This window comes from Sphingobium sp. TomTYG74 (assembly GCF_055393875.1).
In genome coordinates this window covers 254,391-270,738 of sequence record NZ_AP027341.1, presented here as the reverse complement: position 1 = coordinate 270,738, position 16,348 = coordinate 254,391, and the positions used below count along the sequence as shown (strand labels likewise).

13 protein-coding genes and 1 riboswitch are annotated in these 16,348 nt (G+C 63.9%); of the genes, 1 reads left to right on the top strand and 12 read right to left on the bottom strand.

The window, feature by feature from the left end; genetic code table 11:
• Nucleotides 1-34: 34 nt before the first annotated feature.
• Entirely contained in the window at nt 35-2,008 is a 1,974-nt protein-coding gene (locus ACZ5TB_RS01430) for an ATP-binding protein (protein ID WP_464792460.1), read from the top strand.
• Here ACZ5TB_RS01430 and ACZ5TB_RS01425 read toward each other — a convergent pair.
• The 12 genes from ACZ5TB_RS01425 to ACZ5TB_RS01370 all read right to left on the bottom strand — a co-directional run bounded on the left by ACZ5TB_RS01425 (nt 1,965) and on the right by ACZ5TB_RS01370 (nt 16,288).
• Complete coding sequence (locus tag ACZ5TB_RS01425) at nt 1,965-2,840, bottom strand: hypothetical protein (protein WP_464791737.1); 876 nt, start codon at nt 2,838-2,840, stop codon at nt 1,965-1,967. The genes ACZ5TB_RS01430 and ACZ5TB_RS01425 overlap by 44 nt on opposite strands.
• Before the next feature lie 57 nt (nt 2,841-2,897).
• Nucleotides 2,898-3,545: a DUF938 domain-containing protein gene (locus ACZ5TB_RS01420; RefSeq protein WP_464791736.1), complete on the bottom strand. Its 648-nt coding sequence runs from the start codon at nt 3,543-3,545 to the stop codon at nt 2,898-2,900.
• Complete coding sequence (gene gcvPB / locus ACZ5TB_RS01415; RefSeq protein WP_464791735.1) at nt 3,542-5,113, bottom strand: aminomethyl-transferring glycine dehydrogenase subunit GcvPB; 1,572 nt, start codon at nt 5,111-5,113, stop codon at nt 3,542-3,544. Before gcvPB ends, ACZ5TB_RS01420 begins: the two co-directional genes overlap by 4 nt.
• Nucleotides 5,110-6,468 (bottom strand): aminomethyl-transferring glycine dehydrogenase subunit GcvPA, encoded by a 1,359-nt coding sequence (gene gcvPA, locus ACZ5TB_RS01410; protein WP_464791734.1) that lies wholly within the window; start codon nt 6,466-6,468, stop codon nt 5,110-5,112. The genes gcvPB and gcvPA overlap by 4 nt, the downstream gene beginning before the upstream one ends.
• Before the next feature lie 123 nt (nt 6,469-6,591).
• Nucleotides 6,592-6,963: a glycine cleavage system protein GcvH gene (gene gcvH, locus ACZ5TB_RS01405; protein ID WP_464791733.1), complete on the bottom strand. Its 372-nt coding sequence runs from the start codon at nt 6,961-6,963 to the stop codon at nt 6,592-6,594.
• A 60-nt stretch (nt 6,964-7,023) separates the two neighbouring features.
• A complete protein-coding gene (gene gcvT / locus ACZ5TB_RS01400) occupies nt 7,024-8,175 on the bottom strand; it encodes a glycine cleavage system aminomethyltransferase GcvT (RefSeq protein WP_464791732.1) in 1,152 nt (383 codons plus the stop codon).
• A gap of 175 nt (nt 8,176-8,350) precedes the next feature.
• A riboswitch (glycine riboswitch) is annotated at nt 8,351-8,450 on the bottom strand.
• 111 nt (nt 8,451-8,561) lie between these two features.
• Nucleotides 8,562-9,719, bottom strand: a complete 1,158-nt coding sequence (locus ACZ5TB_RS01395) for a deoxyguanosinetriphosphate triphosphohydrolase (protein ID WP_464791731.1) — start codon at nt 9,717-9,719, stop codon at nt 8,562-8,564.
• A 9-nt stretch (nt 9,720-9,728) separates the two neighbouring features.
• Nucleotides 9,729-11,414, bottom strand: a complete 1,686-nt coding sequence (locus ACZ5TB_RS01390; RefSeq protein WP_464791730.1) for a tetratricopeptide repeat protein — start codon at nt 11,412-11,414, stop codon at nt 9,729-9,731.
• Nucleotides 11,415-11,534: 120 nt separating this feature from the next.
• Entirely contained in the window at nt 11,535-12,995 is a 1,461-nt protein-coding gene (gene ftsZ, locus ACZ5TB_RS01385; protein ID WP_464791729.1) for a cell division protein FtsZ, read from the bottom strand.
• 110 nt (nt 12,996-13,105) lie between these two features.
• On the bottom strand, nt 13,106-14,392 hold the full coding sequence (ftsA, locus tag ACZ5TB_RS01380) for a cell division protein FtsA (RefSeq protein ID WP_464791728.1): 1,287 nt from the start codon (nt 14,390-14,392) through the stop codon (nt 13,106-13,108).
• Nucleotides 14,393-14,397: 5 nt separating this feature from the next.
• Nucleotides 14,398-15,336, bottom strand: a complete 939-nt coding sequence (locus ACZ5TB_RS01375; RefSeq protein WP_464791727.1) for a cell division protein FtsQ/DivIB — start codon at nt 15,334-15,336, stop codon at nt 14,398-14,400.
• Entirely contained in the window at nt 15,329-16,288 is a 960-nt protein-coding gene (locus ACZ5TB_RS01370) for a D-alanine--D-alanine ligase (protein WP_464791726.1), read from the bottom strand. The genes ACZ5TB_RS01375 and ACZ5TB_RS01370 overlap by 8 nt, the downstream gene beginning before the upstream one ends.
• Nucleotides 16,289-16,348: the final 60 nt, after the last annotated feature.

Sequence of the window (16,348 nt, the reverse complement as noted above, 5' to 3'; positions counted from 1 at the left end):
CTAAGATCTGGGGTTAATGGCAGACAGCTATTACATGGACGACCAGGATTCTGGCTGGCGGGCTGCGGTAAGACGCTTCCTTCCGCTGGTCCTCGTGATATTGCTGGTAGGGGCGCTTGGCACCCTGCTCTACAGCGCGAGCAACGCGTCGCGCGACCATGAACGAGCGTTGCAGGAACAACGCCGCAGCTTTGAAATCATCGCCCTGGCCAGAGCTTTTGAAGCCAAGACGGCACGCGCCGAAGTCACCCTCGCCCGATATGTGATCAGCCTCGATCCCGATGTCGGCCGTCTCTTTCAGGATCAGTGGCGCACGGCATCCAGCCAGCTCAAGCTGCTGAACTACGCCACCCGCCGGTCAGGATGGCAGCGCACCAATGTCCGCGAATTGCAGCAGGCATTCACACAGCGTGGCAAGACGCTGAGCGAAATCGGGCTGCGCACGACCTATGATCAGAAGATGGCCGCGCTCGCCCAATTCCACAGGGCTGGGCGATCCGAAGACCTGAAACACATCACCACGTTGCTGGATCGCGTCATCCAGGCTGAAAATGCCCGCCTGCGCGAGCGGAGCCTCGCCGTGAAGCTGGCTGGCAACCGGACGCAATCTGTGGACCGCACGTCGCGGCTCTTCGGGCTGGTGCTGCTGATATGCGTCCTCTTCGCGCTTTGGGTCGCCAATGCCGCCTATACAGAGCGGCGCAACGCGCGACGCATGGCTGAGATGGAGACGGAACGCGCCGACCGGCTGGAGGAAGCGGTGACGGCGCGCACGGCCGAGCTGTCCGATGCCTATGAACAATTGAAGAAGGAAACGTCCGAGCGCGCGGTGGCCGAAGAAAATCTGCGCCAGATGCAGAAGATGGACGCGGTCGGCCAGCTGACTGGCGGCATCGCCCATGACTTCAACAATATGTTGGCGGTGGTCGTCGGCGGACTGGAACTGGCCAAGCGCAGATTGCGTCTCAAGCCGCAGGAGGCCGCGCGTCATCTGGACAATGCGATGGAAGGCGCCAATCGGGCCGCCGCCCTGACTCGCCGCCTTCTCGCCTTTGCGCGGTCAGAACCGCTGCTGCCCAGCGCCGTGGACCCTGACGCTCTGGTCAGGGGCATGGTGGAGTTGATCGACCGGTCGATCGGCGATCAAATCACCGTTGCGATCGAGAACCAGGCCAAGGGCTGGCGCATCTTCGTCGATCAGCATCAGATGGAAAATGCCATTCTCAACCTGTGCGTCAATGCGCGGGACGCGATGGATGGACGCGGGCGGCTGGTGATCGGGACGGGCCAGGTGCATCTGGCGGATCATGAAATCGGCGAATGTGCCGAAGGGGATTATGTCACGCTGAGCGTCAAGGACGATGGCTGTGGCATGACGCCCGATGTGCTGGCCCGCGTGTTCGAACCTTTCTTCACCACCAAGCCGGTGGGCAAGGGAACAGGCCTGGGGCTCAGCCAGATTTTCGGCTTCGTCCGACAGAGCCAGGGTGAAATCCGTATCGAATCCCAGGTTGGTGAAGGCACCTGCGTTTCCCTATATCTGCCGCGCAAGGCAGTGGCCGACAGCGCGCTACAAACGGACCCGTCGCTGCCCGAACGCGAACCGGTACTGCATCCGCCGACACGCATATTGGTGGTGGAGGATGATCCCCGCGTGCTGAACCAGACGATGGCGGCTCTCGCGGAACTGGGCCATTTGCCCGTTGCCTGCGATCATCCGTCGAAAGCGGCGAAGCTGCTGACGAGCCATCGCGACATCGGCCTGATCATAAGCGACGTGCTGATGCCAGAAATGACCGGCCCGGAAATGGTCCGCACCCTACCCGCCGCCTATGCCAGCCTGCCAGTGTTGTTCGTCACCGGTTATGCGGGGGACATTGCGGAGGGCACTGACTTTGGCGGACATGAGGTGTTGCGCAAGCCTTACACACTGAAGGGCCTGTCACACGCGCTGTCCAACGCGCTTAGCGGATCGCACCACCCCGGAACAGCCGCGGCAGCAGAGTAAGCGCGCCGATCAGGGGCCAGCGGCGCTGCCAGGGCTTTATCTGGATCGCGGTTCCGGCATGGCGGTTGATCTTCCACGCCAGATAATCGATGCCGCTCGCATAGGTGAAGCTGGCCTTTGCCAGGCGAATGACGGACAGATATTTGCCGCGTCGTTGCAGCGCGCGCCAATGCTTGGCGGGTTTCGGCGGCGATGGCGGCAGGCCCTGTGCCAAGGCGGCTTCTCCGAAGCGGCGATAACGATCGGGGTCGGCATCGACGATCGAAACCGAACGCCCCTTCTTCTCCGCCCGCAATTCGGCGTTGTAGGTGAGCGTAAAGCCAGCTTTCCAGATCGACAGCGCGTCCTGCGCGTCCGTCATGGGGCGGGCGAGCGACAGCAAGGTGGGCGCGGCGCCCGCAACTGCGCTGATCGCTCGCTGCCGGGCGAGGTCGTCCGCTGCCCACAGCAGCCGGGAGGGTTGGGCAAAGCGCGCCCAGACCGAGACATTGTCAGCGGCTGGGCCGTTGAGGCGCGCGAAGTCCGCTTCCGACAGCACAGCATATTTCGCCATCAGGCCATTATGTTCGAACGGAAAGACATTGGGCGGGATCAGCCGGTTGGCCGTGGCGAGCCAGCGCTTTCCATAGGCCGCGCGATAGTCCGACACGATAAGGTAGAAATCGAGCATCAGCCCGTCGAGATTCTGCTCACGCAGACAGGAGCCGTAAAAGAGCACGGCGCGGGCGGCATGCGGATATTGCGCCGCCAGAGCCCCGCCCATCGCCGCCGCGCGTGGATCGGCGGGCGCGGTGAGTTCGGCGGTCACAAGGGGCAGGAGTTGATTGGGCATTGCGCTTCCCATATCCGTTCGGCCTAAGCTTGTCGAAGGGTCAGCGCGGGCCGGCTTTCAGGAAGAAGCCCTTCGGAACAACAGCGACAGATTGTTGGCGGGCATTTCCACAAGCCGCTCCAACGCCAGCCCGCTCGCCCCTGCGGCTGCGACAACATCCTCGACGCGGCGCAAGCCCCATTGCGGATCGCGCGCCTTTAGCGAGGCGTCGAAGGCAAGATTGCTGGGCGCGGTGTCCACATCATCGCGGATGAACGGCCCATAGAGGTAGAGCAATCCGCCCGGCGGCAGCGCCCTCCCCGCCCCCGCCATCAGGCCAAGGGTCGCCGCCCATGGGCTGATATGGGTCATGTTGATGCAAAGGATCGCGTCAGCTGTTGTGACCGGCCATGCGGCGGCGGCATCAAGTCTGATGGGGGCGCGAAGGTTCGGAAGCTGCGCCTCGGCGCGCCATGCCTCGATCGATGCCAGCGCAACGGGATCGGGGTCGCTCGGCTGCCATTCGAGGGCGGGCAGCGCCGCCGCGAAATAGCAGGCATGTTCGCCGCTACCACTCGCCACCTCCAGCACCAGGCCAACGGGCGGGAGCGCCTCACGCAATATCGCAAGGATGGCGTCGCGATTGCGCTGCGTCGCGGGCGCATAGCGCTTGCCCGACGCGACGGGACCGGAGCCGGGTTCCCACGGCTCCGGCCTGTCTGTCATTCGGCCGCTTCCGCGAGTGCCGGGTCGCTCCAGCTAAGGACAGGTTTGCGCGCGGCAAGCGTTTCATCAAGGCGGCGGCGGGGCGCGAAATAGGGCGCGCCCTTCAGCGCTTCGTCACCGGCCTTGGCACGTTCAGCCAGGCTGCGCAGCGCGAGGATGAACTGGTCGAGCACGGCCTTGCTTTCCGTTTCGGTGGGTTCGACCAGCATCGCACCGTGGACAACCAACGGGAAATACATGGTCATCGGGTGGAAGCCTTCGTCGATCAAGCCCTTCGCGATGTCGAGCGTGGTGAAGCCTTCGGCGAGCCCCTTGTCGCTAAACAGCGCCTCATGCATGCAAGGGCCGCTTTGCCCGAACGGTGCGTCCAGCACATCGTCCAGGCTACGTAGAATGTAGTTGGCGTTCAGCACCGCGTCGCTCGCGACCTGACGCAGGCCGTCCGCGCCGTGGCTGAGGATATAGGTCAGCGCGCGGGTGAACATGCCCATCTGGCCGTGGAAGGCGACCATGCGGCCGAAACTGCTGGCATGATGTTCACCGGCGGTTTCTTCCTCGACCAGGACGAACTGGCCGTCCTGCTTTTCCACGAAGGGCAGCGGAGCGAAGGGAGTCAGCGCCTCCGACAGCACGACCGGGCCGGATCCAGGACCGCCGCCACCATGGGGTGTCGAGAAGGTCTTGTGCAGGTTGATGTGCATCGCATCGACGCCGAGGTCGCCGGGGCGAACCCGGCCGACGATGGCGTTGAAGTTCGCGCCGTCGCAATAGACGAAGGCCCCGGCGGCATGGACCGCGTCGGAAATGGTCTTCATGTCGCGCTCGAACAGGCCGCAGGTGTTGGGGTTGGTGATCATCACCGCCGCGACGTCCGGGCCGAGGCGCGCCTTGAGAGCCGCCAGATCGACGCGGCCATCGGGGGTCGCGGGAATATCTTCGACCTTATAGCCGCAGAAGGCTGCGGTCGCCGGGTTGGTGCCGTGCGCGCTTTCCGGGACCAGGATGACACTGCGCGCGTCGCCACGGGCTTCGAGCGCGGCGCGGATCGCGAGCAGGCCGCACAGTTCGCCATGCGCGCCCGCCTTGGGGCTCATCGCGACCGAGTGCATGCCGGTCAGCTTGATCAGCCATTCGGCGAGTTCATGGATCACCGCCAGCGCGCCTTGCACCGTCGACTGCGGGGCAAGTGGGTGAAGGTCGGCAAAACCGGGCATCCGCGCGACCTTTTCATTGAGGCGCGGGTTGTGCTTCATCGTGCAGCTGCCCAGCGGGAACAGGCCAAGGTCGATGGCGTAATTCTGGCGGCTGAGGCGGGTGTAATGGCGCACCGTCTCCTGCTCCGACAGGCCGGGCAAGCCGATGGCGTCGGTGCGAGCGAGATTGCCGAGGCGGCTGGCGACCTTGGGGGCATCGGCGAAGTCAACGCCGGTGGTTTCGGTCGATCCGATCTCGAAGATCAGGGCTTCTTCCAGCATCAGCGCGCGGTTGCCCGTGGCGGTTACGGGGGCGCTATCGGCTCCGGTGATGGCTTGAGGCGCAGTGGGGCGGCCTTCCTTGAGCATAGTCATGCCAGTTCCTCCTCAAGCGCCTGGGCAAAGGCTTCGATATCCTCCGGCGTCACGGTCTCTGTGACGGCGACGACCAGACCGTTGCCGATCTCCGCCGCATCCGGGAACAAGCGGCCGAGAGAAACGCCGCCAAGCACGCCCTTGTCGGCGAGATTGCGGACGACATCGCGGGCATCTTTCGACAGGACCAGCGTGAACTCGTTGAAGAAGCTGTCGTTGAGCAGCTTGACGCCCGGCACCTGTGCCAGACGCTCGGCTGCCTGAACGGCGAGGCCATGGTTGAGCGTCGCGAGGTCCCGCAGACCCTTTTCGCCCAGCAGCGTCATATGGATGCTGAACGCCAGCGCGCAGAGGCCCGAATTGGTGCAGATGTTCGATGTCGCCTTTTCTCGCCGGATGTGCTGCTCGCGGGTCGAAAGGGTCAGCACGAAGCCACGCTTGCCCGCAGCATCCACGGTCTCGCCACAAAGGCGACCGGGCATCTGGCGGACATACTTCTGCTTGCACGCGAAGAGGCCGAGATAAGGACCGCCGAACTGGAGGCCTACGCCGATGGACTGGCCTTCGCCCACGACGATGTCCGCGCCCATATGGCCCGGCGCGCGAATTGCGCCCAGCGCTACCGGCTCGGTCACCACCGCAACCAGCAACGCGCCTACCGCATGGGCGGCGTCGGCGAGCGGTGTCAGGTCGGCAATACGACCGAGAATGTCGGGATATTGAACGACGACGCAGCTCGTATCCTTGTCGATCCCGGCGATCAGCGCATCGATATCGGTGGCAGCGTCGAGCGTAGGCGCCTGATGCACCAGCGCGTCGCCGGTGAACTTCGCCATGGTGTTCGCCACCGAGACATAATGGGGATGCAGACCAGAGGACAGGATCGCCTTGCCACGCTTGGTGATGCGGCGGGCCATGCCGATCGCTTCCCAGCAGGCGGTCGAGCCGTCATACATGGAGGCGTTGGCGACATCGCAGCCCAGCAGACGCGCGACCTGCGTCTGGAATTCGAACAGCACCTGCAAAGTGCCCTGCGCGATTTCGGGCTGGTAGGGCGTGTAGGCGGTCAGGAACTCACCGCGCTGGATCAGATGATCGACGCTGGCGGGAACATGATGCCGATATGCGCCCGCGCCCAGGAAGAAAGGCGCCTCCCCCGCCGACAGGTTTTTCCGCGCGAGGGCCGCCATGTGGCGCTCCACCGCCAGTTCGCTGGCATGATCGGGCAGTCCCGCGATCTTGCCGGAAAGGCGGGCCTCGGCGGGCACGTCCACGAACAGGTCATCGACCGAAGACGCGCCGATGACGGACAGCATGTCCTGCCTGTCTGTGTCGGTAAGGGGTAGGTAGCGCATTCATATCTCCTCTCCCCTCCCCTTCAGGGGAGGGGCCGGGGGTGGGGGCTTACCGCCGGGCACAGTGCGTTGGGCGATCCCCCACTCCAACCCCTCCCCTGAAGGGGAGGGGCTATTTGGTTCTCAAAGCGAGGCCACGAACTTTTTGTAGGCGGCTTCGTTCATCAGTCCTTCCAGCTCGCTCGCGTCGGCGATGCGCAGCTTGAAGAACCAGCCATCCTCTTCGGCATCGCTGTTCACAAGGGCGGGCTCTTCCTCCAGCGCGCCATTTGCTTCGACGACCTCGCCGGAAATCGGCGCATAGACGTCCGAAGCGGCCTTCACGGATTCAACGACGGCGGCATCGTCGCCCTTTTCGAACGTTGCGCCCTCCACAGGCAGTTCGACGAACACGATGTCGCCCAACTGCTCCTGCGCATAATCGGTGATGCCGACGGTGGCGATCTCGCCCTCTACGTCGATCCATTCATGTTCGTCGGTGAAATAACGGCTCATTTTACTGCTCCCCTCGGAGTGATTTACTTGAAAATCACGACCAACAAAAAACCAGGAAATTCAGGCCTTGCGGCGGTAACGATGCGGCACAAACGGCATAGGCGCGACGGTGGCGGCGATGCGCTTGCCGCGCACTTCGATTTCCAGCGCGGTGTCGATGGCGCTGTGCGGCAGACTGACCCAGCCCATGGCGATGGGAGCGCCCACGGTTGGCGCAAAGCCGCCAGAGGTGACCTCTCCCACCTTGACACCATCGGCGAAGATGGGCGCGCCTTCGCGGGCGGGCAGTCGGCCTTCGATCTTCAGGCCCACGCGCTTCGAGCCCGGCCCATCGGCCAGTTCCTTCATAACCCGCGCATGACCGATGAAGCCGCCCTCCTCCCGGCGGCGCTTCTGGATGGCAAAGCCAAGATCCGCGCCGATGGTGCTGACAGCGGGCGTCAGGTCGTGGCCGTAAAGAGGAAGGCCAGCCTCAAGCCGAAGCGAATCGCGCGCGCCCAGCCCGATCGGCTTTACCTGGGGCAGGGCGCATAGCGCATCGGCCAGCAGCACGGCGTCTGCGGCGGGAACGCTGATTTCGAACCCGTCTTCGCCGGTATAACCCGAACGGCTGACCCACAGCGGAACGCCGCGCCAGGTGAAAAGGCCCGACTGCATGAAAATGAGGTCGGCGGTGCCGGGGATCAGGCTGGCCAGCGCCTCGCCCGCTTCAGGACCCTGCAGGGCGAGCAGCGCCTGCTCGTCCATATGGTTCATGACGACCTCATCAGGCAGATGTTCGATCATCCAGCCCATATCGTCATATTTGGTCGCGCCATTGACGACCATATAGATGTCCGCGCCGTCAAACGCCCCCGCACCAAGGCGCGAGACCATGAGGTCGTCAAGGATGCCGCCCTCTTGATCAAGCAGCATCGAGTAACGCTGGCGAAAGGGCTTCAGACCCTTGATGTCGCTGGGCAGCAAATGCTCCAGCGCCTCGTCAACGCCTTCACCGGAAAAGGTGAGCTGACCCATATGGCTGACGTCGAACAGCCCAGCATGCTCGCGAGTCCAGCCATGTTCGGCCATGATGCCTTCATATTGGATGGGCATATGATAGCCCGCAAAGCCGACCATGCGCGCACCCTTGTCGCGATGCCAGGCGTCGAGCGGCAAGTCCTGCAGCGGCAATTCTTCTTCGATATGGGCGATGTCGTCATTGCCGGACATGAGAGCGGCCTTTCGTGGCAAGGGTCATGGCGACAGACTAATGATCCGGAGTCGGAATCCCGGCGTCTGCCACCCCCTCTGTCACGGAACCTGAGAGCTTTGACCACCGGCCCAGCGACCGGATGGCTTACCCCTTCGGTGGGACGGAATGACCCGTCCGCTTTCCAGAGTGCCTGCCCATGATGCGGTCCTTTAGCCTGAGAGATTCCGGGGCGGTTGCTCCTTCGGCGACGGGGTGGCCTGAAAGGCTTCCCATGCTCTCCCGCATCATGTCCGGACCCGAATCTATCGGGCGCCGGTGACCCTCTCGCATTGCGGGAAATGGGAGGCGCCGTCAATTGCTCAATCGGCTGGCTCGTAGTGATGGTCTTGAAAATGGGGTGCGTTCAGACGAGTGCCATCTCTCCGAAAATTTCCGCATGGCGCTTTTCCGCATAACGATCAGTCATGCCCGCGATGAAGTCGCCTATATGCCTGCTGCGACCCGGCTCATTCAGTAGACGCTCGTCCTGCCATTCGGATGGCATGAGTTCCGGTTGCTGCTGATAAGCCCGGAACAGGTCGCGCACGATGATCCGCGCACGGTTCGCGGCGGCGAGTTGCGATGGATGGTGATAGAGCGACGCGTACATGAAGCGCTTCAGGTCGCGTTCCTGCGCGGCGAGTTCAGGCGAGAAGCAGACCAGAGGGCGTCCGGCGGATCGCACATCCTCGACCGTTTCAACGCGGGCCTCGGCGATGTTCCGCCGGGTGGAAGCGATGAGATCGTTTGCCATGAGGCCGATCTGTTCACGCACCAGTTCGCGAAGCAGGCGATCCTGCGGGATGTCCGGATAGCGGGCGCGCACCCGGTCCCAGCAATGTTTGACGACGGGCACGGCAAGCAGCTGATCCAGCGTCAGCAACCCAGCGCGCAGGCCATCGTCAATGTCGTGATTGTCATAAGCGATATCGTCGGCGATCGCCGCCAGTTGCGCCTCCAGCGAGGCATGAGAGGATAGCTCCAGCGGAAAGAGCGCATCGACTTCCCGCATCGCCCAGCCGGGATGATCGACAGGACCATTATGCTTGGCAAGACCCTCCAGCATCTCCCAACTGAGATTAAGCCCCTGGAAACAGGGATAAGGCGATTCAAGCAACATGAGCGTCCGCAGGGTGTGCGCATTATGATCGAAGCCGCCATGATCATCCAGCGCCGCTTCCAACGCATCTTCGCCCGCATGGCCGAAGGGCGGGTGGCCGATATCATGGGCAAGGCACAGCGCCTCGGTCAGATCTTCATTGAGGCCCAGAGTGCGCGCTGTCGTCCGGCCGATCTGCGCCACCTCCAGACTGTGGGTCAGGCGGACACGGAAATGATCGCCATCGGGGGACACGAATACTTGCGTTTTGTGCCGCAACCTACGGAAGGCGATGGAATGGATGATGCGATCGCGATCGCGCTGGAAGATGTCACGGGGGCCGCGCGTCTCGCCTCCCGCTTCGGGATGCAGGCGGCCACGGCTTCGGGCAGGGTGCGCGGCATAGGGGGCGAGCGTCGTCATCGGACGCCCTTACTTGCCTCCGAGCTGTTCGACCACCTCGCCCGCGTCGCTTTGCCAGGCGAAGGCATCGGCACCGGCGGACTTCAGCTTCGCTTCCACCGTCTTGGCGCGCGTGAAGCTGGCGAAGGGACCGATCAGCAGACGGTTGGTGCGGCCCCAGCTGGCGACCCAGCCGTCCTGCGGCGCAACAGCGTCATATTTCCGGCGAAGAGCCTTGAGCGTGAAGCCCAGTGCATTGCGATTGGCACCCGTGCCGATCTGCACCCAATTGCGCGAAGGATTGGCGGCAAGCCGCGCCTTTTCCTCGGCGGCTTTCTTCGCCTTGGCGTCAGCTTCGGCTTTCGCTTTGGCCTTGGCTGCAGCGTCGGCCTTTTCCTTGGCCGCCGTGGTTGCCTTCTTCGCCTTGTCGGCGGCGGCCTGCCGTTCTGCGCGGCGGGCGGCCTGAAGCGCTTCGATCTCGGACAGGTCGACAGCGGCTACGCTCGCCTGGCGTTCGGATTCGGGGACGTCAATGGCATGGATGATGTCGGCCAATGTCCGGGTCGCTTGCGGATCGGGTTGCTGGCGCTGGACGGGGGCGGCGGCAGCGGTCTGCTGCGGCGCTGAAACGGATGCTTGCGCAGGGGCGCGGGGCTGGCTTGCGGGAGCGGCCAGCGAGGCGGCCGGGCGGGCGGACGGCGCCGGAAGCGGGTCAGGCGGCCCCTGTACCTGTGCCGGGCGTGTTTCAGTTGATGTCTGCGCGAAAGTGGAGGGCGCGGGGCTGGCAGGCGCCGGGCGGGCGGACGGCGCGGGGGGCGTTGGCTTGACCGCTATCGAAGGCCGGGTTGGCTGTGGCAGTTGTGCGCGCGCCGCCGGGATGGCGGGCTGCGCGGGGGCCGGGGGCGCTGCCTGAACTGGAGCCGGGGCCACCGCTGGCGCGGAAGGCCGGGGCGTCGCAGCCGCCAGCGACGTCCCCACATTGGTCGGGAAGTGACCGAAATGCACCGCCGCCGCTTTCTGCGCCGGGGTGAGATAGGGCATCTTCTCCATATAGGGCGCCAAAGCTGCGGCAAGTTGCGCGGGCAAGGTCTGGCTGGCGATCTTTCGTGCTTCGGCCTGCTTGTTGTTCATCGCAAGGATGAACGCGCGGTATCGCCATGCGGCGCGATCGCTTTTGTACAGCAGCGGCTGGAGCGTCTTTTCAGCTGCATCGACCTGACCCGAAATCCCCAGCGACGCGGCATAGCGATAGGTTAGTTCGGCATCGTCAGGGGCACGCTTGAGCGCGGCCTGATAATCCCGCTGCGCCCCGGCCTGATCGCCGGTCATGTCCCGTGCAAGGCCACGATCCGCCAACAGCGTCGCCTCGCCGTAGCCAAGGCGTGTAGCCTGATCGAACAAGCGCAAGGCTTCGGCGGGATTTTGCGCTTTGAGCGCGGCCCGGCCAAGACCGGCCTTCACGCGCCCATTATTCGGCTGGATCGCGTCGGCACGCGAGAAGAAGCCCGCCGCAGCGCGCATGTCGTCCATCTCGATCGCAGCCTCACCCGCGCCGATCAACGCATCGACGTCGCGGGGATTGGATGCGAGGCGAGACAGATTCCGGCTGAGATTTTCAGCGCCTGACGGCCTGATCGACTGAATCTGGGCGGGCTGTGCCTGGGCGGTTCCTGTCAGGAGCAGGCCGCCAAGGATCCATAAAGCTGAGCGTTTCACACTAGCCCTTTACCGGATCGATGCGTGAATGGGAAATTTACCGAAAGATAAAGCGCGCCCGACCGCCCGATGCAGTCGATGGCGCGCTTAAAAACATAAAACAGCCTATGGACCGCCGTCTTACTGGTTGCTTTGACGGTTGAGGAAGCGCGGAATGTCGGGCGTCGATCCGGCATCATCGCTCAGTCCGGCATTCTTGTCGGAACCCCGCGTGAGACCGGCCATACGTTCGAACAGGGTTCCGCCAGAAGCGGCGCGCGGCGCAGCCTGAGGCGCGGGAGCGGGAGCCGGTGCAGGCTGTGCTTCGACTTCCTCTGCGCCGAGCAGCAGTTCATCCTGCGACGGGTCCTCATCCGAAAACACGGCAGCAGGACGCGCGGAGGCAGCCGCCGGGGCAGGCCGGGGCGCTGCGGCGGCCCGCTCCTCGACCGGCGCGGCGATCGGCGCAGGTTCAGGCGCGGCAGGCACATCGAGTTCGAGCGTTTCGGGCTCGGCTTCGGGCGCTGAAGCAGGAGCGGGCTGCGGGGCCGGACGCGATGCTGCGGGAGGAACGGCGACAGCCGGGCGGCTGGCGAAGCTGAACGGCTGGGTCAGCGGCGCGGCGCCGCCAGTCGCTTCGCTGTCGATGCCCGTGGCAACAACCGAAACGCGGATCTTGCCGTTGAGGCCGTCATTGAAGGCCGAACCCCAGATGATGTTCGCATCCGGATCAACCAGTTCGCGGATATGATTGGCGGCTTCGTCGACTTCCATCAGGCGCATGTCGTCGCCACCCACGATGGAAACGATAACGCCCTTCGCGCCGCGCATCGACACGCCGTCCAGCAGCGGGTTGGCGATCGCCTTTTCCGCCGCCTGAAGCGCACGGCCGTCGCCCTCGGCTTCGCCCGTACCCATCATCGCCTTGCCCATCTCGCCCATCACTGAACGGACGTCGGCAAAGTCGAGGTTGATGAGGCCCGGCATGACCATGAGGTCGGTGATGCCACGAACGCCCTGCTGCAACACCTCGTCAGCCATCTGGAAGGCTTCTTTGAAGGTGGTGTTGGGGTTGGCGATCAGGAACAGGTTCTGGTTCGGGATGACGATGAGGGTATCGACATGCTTTTGCAGTTCCTCGATGCCACTCTCGGCCGACTTCATGCGGCGATTGCCCTCGAAGGTGAAGGGCTTGGTCACCACGCCGACGGTCAGGATGCCCTTGTCGCGCGCCGCCTTGGCGATGACGGGCGCAGCGCCGGTTCCGGTGCCGCCGCCCATGCCAGCGGCGATAAAGCACATATGCGCGCCGTTCAGCGCTTCTTCGACCGAGACGATAGTTTCCTCAGCCGCCGCTTTGCCGATTTCCGGACGCGAACCTGCGCCCAGACCTTCGGTGATCTGCGGGCCAAGTTGAATACGGCGCTCGGCGGGCGAGGCGTTCAGCGCCTGCGCGTCGGTGTTGGCGACGATGAAATCCACGCCCTCAACCGACGCGGCGATCATGTTCGCGATGGCGTTGCCGCCCGCGCCGCCTACGCCGATCACCGCGATGCGAGGCTTCAACTCGTCCACATGCGGTGGGCTGATCTCAATGCTCATAAATTCTAGCTCCCTCCAGCTTCGGCGACATGAGCGAAACTGTCATCGAAAGTTAATGCAACAGAAAATAGCGTATTTCACTAGCAAAGTTCGTCTGGCTTTAGATTTATTCAATAGTTTGTCTTCATCGCCCGCACCATCCGCTGCCACCATAGCGGCGCATTGATACGATGAACGGTCTGGGGCGCAGGCGCTATCGTTCTAAGATCAACCGGGTTCGATGCGCCGTAAAGCGCCAGACCGGCCAGCGTTGCGAAGGCAGGGCCGCTATGTGCTTCGGGCAATGCGGCCAATCCCCGAGGCCTGCCGATGCGGACGGCCCGGCCGAGCGCACCCTGCGCATAGTCGGCAATGCCCTTCATTTCCGCACCGCCACCGGTCAGCACGACCTGACGCCCGGTCGGCGTGTTGAAACCCATGCCCGCGAGCGCCGCGTTGATTTCCGTCATCAACTGGTTCAGCCGTTCGCAGATGACGGCGACCAGCGCGGCCCGTGTGATCTTGCCGCCGTCCGCATTGGGACCTGCGCTTTGGCCCGGCACGGCCACGTCGCCATGAGGCGCCGCGATCTCGATCATCTCGCGGAAGTCGCGGCGGTTCTGCATGGCCGAACCGTAAAAGCATTTGATGCGCTCAGCCTGGCTGCGGCGAATGCCGAAGGCTGAGGCGATGTCGTCGGTGATGTCCGAGGCGCCGATTGGGATGCTGTGCAGGCCAACCAGCATGCCGCCCGCGTAGAGCGAGACGTTGGTCACGCCCGCGCCCAATTCCACCAGCGCGACGCCGAGGTCCCTTTCCTCTTCGGAAAGGCAAGCAAGGCCTGTCGCGATCGGCGAAGCGACAATCGAATTGACGTTGAGATAGGCCCCGCGCACGCACAGGTCGAGGTTGGCGAGCGGCGCGCCATCCGCCAGCACGACGTGGATATCGACGCCCAACAGGTCCGCATGCATGCCGAGCGGCTTTTTCACCGGTACCTTGCCATTGATGGTGAAGCAGGTTGGCTGGGCATGGAGGACGACCCGCCCATCGGGATCGATGCCCTGCTGACCGGTCGCGAGAAGATCGTCGATGTCGGGCTGCTCGACGCGATAACCGCCCATGTCGCGCTCAACCGTCACAACGTCGCTGACCAGACTACCGCCCGAAAAGCTGACCCACACGTCCTCGATGTTGGTGCCCGCGACGCGTTCCGCCTGCTCGACCGTTTCGCGTACCGCCAACTCGGTGCGCTCCATGTCGGCGATGAAGCCCCGCCGTACACCACGGCTTTCCCGTTGGCCCGTGCCCAAAATGGCCAATTCACCCGTTTCGGTCCGGCCAGCAATAAGCGCGGAAACCTTCCACGATCCGATGTCGATCGCGGTGACGAGTTTATCGACCTTGGGCTGGCCCATGCGCGTCAGCCTTCCTCGCCCTGAGGCGCGGCGGGAGCATTGACTTCGGCTTTATCGCTCACCTGGTTCTGCGGCAGGCGCAGGATGAAGCGATCCGGGTCGCGCATGTCGAACTTCACGATGCCGCGGCCCAATAGGCGGTTGACGCCGTCCATGCGCGCGAAATTGACGAGCGCGGTTGCAGAGGCCCTGTCTCCTTCAGGCAGCGAAAGCGTTTCGCCGGACTGAAAGCGCAAATCCCACCGGCGGTTCCCGACCCAGGTCGCACCGGCCAGCATGGGCTTCAGCGCAGGCGCATTCTCCATGAGCTTGTTGAGGCCCGCAGTCTGGCGATTGGCATCCGGGCCGACGACCAGCGGCAAGTCCGGCATCGCATCCGTAGACACGGATTGAAGCACCACGCCCTGAACGTCGATCAAGTGCAACTGCCCATCATGCTGCCACACAGCGACCGGATCGCGCTCCACAATATCGACCACCAGCGTGTCCGGCAGGCGGCGCGAAATGCGCGCGTCCTTGACCCAACCGAGCTTCAGCATTTCGTCGCGCACCTTGGGCAGGTCGAGCGACAGCATGGAGCGGTCTACCTGACCCAGCGCGATATTATAGACTGGCAGTTCGTCCATGCGCTCGACGCCGCGCACTTCGACCTTCTGAACCTCGAAACCGGCATTGGCTGCGACCTCCGCCGCCTTCTGTCCGGCCATCGCTGGCACGCCCAGCAGCATGGCGATGCCACCGACGGCGGCGACGACGATGCCCACGATGGCCCAGCTCGCCATGCGTTGCAGCGTGTCTTCGCTCACCGGAAGCGCGTGCAGCATGCGGCCGAACCAGGAACGACGCTTGCCCGGCTTGCCCCGGCCCGATCCATTGCGGCCGCGAGGTCCACCCGCACCCGTCAGACGCGCCGTGCTTCCCCGCCGGATGCGTGCTTCAGCCATGCCCTGCCCCCTTTGCGCCTTGTTTCTGGTTGAGCGCGTCCTCGACAATACGCTCGACCAGCTCGGCATAGTCAATGCCCAGTTTCGCCGCCTGCTCCGGCACAAGGCTGAGCGGCGTCATGCCGGGCTGGGTGTTCACCTCCAGCAGGTAGAGCCCCTCGACCCCCTGCGTATCGTCCCAGCGGAAATCGGATCGCGAAGCGCCCTTGCAGCCCAGAAGCTGATGCGCGCGCAGGGCGATGGCCTTGCACGCTTCGCCGATGTCGTCCGGAATTTCGGCCGGGCAGACATGTTCAGTCATGCCGTCGGTATATTTGGCGTCGAAATCATAGAAGCCACTCTTGGGACGCAGTTCGGTCACCAACAGAGCCTCATCGCCCAAGACGGCGGTGGTCAGTTCCCGGCCCCGGATATAGGGCTCGGCAAGGAGCTGATCGAAATGCTGCCACGGACCTTCCACATCGCGGCCAACGGGCGACCCGTAATTGCCGTCCTGCGTGACGATGGCGACGCCGACGGAGCTGCCTTCGTTGACCGGCTTCACCACATAGGGACGCGGCAGGGGATCGGCTTCGAACAGGCTAGCGCTGTCAACGATGTGACCGCCGGGCATTGGGATGCCTTGAGGGACCAGTGCCTGCTTGGTCAGTTGCTTGTCGATCGCGATGACCGAGGTGGCGAGACCCGAATGAGTATAGGTAAGGCCCATCAGGTCCATCATGCCCTGTACCGTGCCATCCTCGCCCGGCACGCCATGAAGCGCGTTGAAAACCACATCTGCTTTGGTTTCGGCGAGCCGGGCGGCGACATTGTGGTCCATGTCGATCCGCGTGACCTGATGCCCACGCGATTCCAGTGCTTTGGCGACCCCCTCGCCGCTCGACAGCGACACTGGGCGCTCGGCGGACCAGCCTCCCATGAGGACGGCGACATGCCAGGGGCCACGGGTCATTTGTAGAACTCCAGAACAAATATATTCGTCATCTCAGCGAAAGCTGGGAAGGAGGAAGGA

Excerpts from the sequence above, each read along its gene's own strand:
- ACZ5TB_RS01430 (WP_464792460.1), top strand. The coding sequence starts at position 35 with ATGGACGACCAGGATTCTGGCTGGCGGGCTGCGGTAAGACGCTTCCTT.
- ACZ5TB_RS01425 (WP_464791737.1), bottom strand. The coding sequence starts at position 2,840 with ATGCCCAATCAACTCCTGCCCCTTGTGACCGCCGAACTCACCGCGCCC.
- ACZ5TB_RS01420 (WP_464791736.1), bottom strand. The coding sequence starts at position 3,545 with ATGACAGACAGGCCGGAGCCGTGGGAACCCGGCTCCGGTCCCGTCGCG.
- gcvPB (WP_464791735.1), bottom strand. The coding sequence starts at position 5,113 with ATGACTATGCTCAAGGAAGGCCGCCCCACTGCGCCTCAAGCCATCACC.
- gcvPA (WP_464791734.1), bottom strand. The coding sequence starts at position 6,468 with ATGCGCTACCTACCCCTTACCGACACAGACAGGCAGGACATGCTGTCC.
- gcvH (WP_464791733.1), bottom strand. The coding sequence starts at position 6,963 with ATGAGCCGTTATTTCACCGACGAACATGAATGGATCGACGTAGAGGGC.
- gcvT (WP_464791732.1), bottom strand. The coding sequence starts at position 8,175 with ATGTCCGGCAATGACGACATCGCCCATATCGAAGAAGAATTGCCGCTG.
- ACZ5TB_RS01395 (WP_464791731.1), bottom strand. The coding sequence starts at position 9,719 with ATGACGACGCTCGCCCCCTATGCCGCGCACCCTGCCCGAAGCCGTGGC.
- ftsZ (WP_464791729.1), bottom strand. The coding sequence starts at position 12,995 with ATGAGCATTGAGATCAGCCCACCGCATGTGGACGAGTTGAAGCCTCGC.
- ftsA (WP_464791728.1), bottom strand. The coding sequence starts at position 14,392 with ATGGGCCAGCCCAAGGTCGATAAACTCGTCACCGCGATCGACATCGGA.
- ACZ5TB_RS01375 (WP_464791727.1), bottom strand. The coding sequence starts at position 15,336 with ATGGCTGAAGCACGCATCCGGCGGGGAAGCACGGCGCGTCTGACGGGT.
- ACZ5TB_RS01370 (WP_464791726.1), bottom strand. The coding sequence starts at position 16,288 with ATGACCCGTGGCCCCTGGCATGTCGCCGTCCTCATGGGAGGCTGGTCC.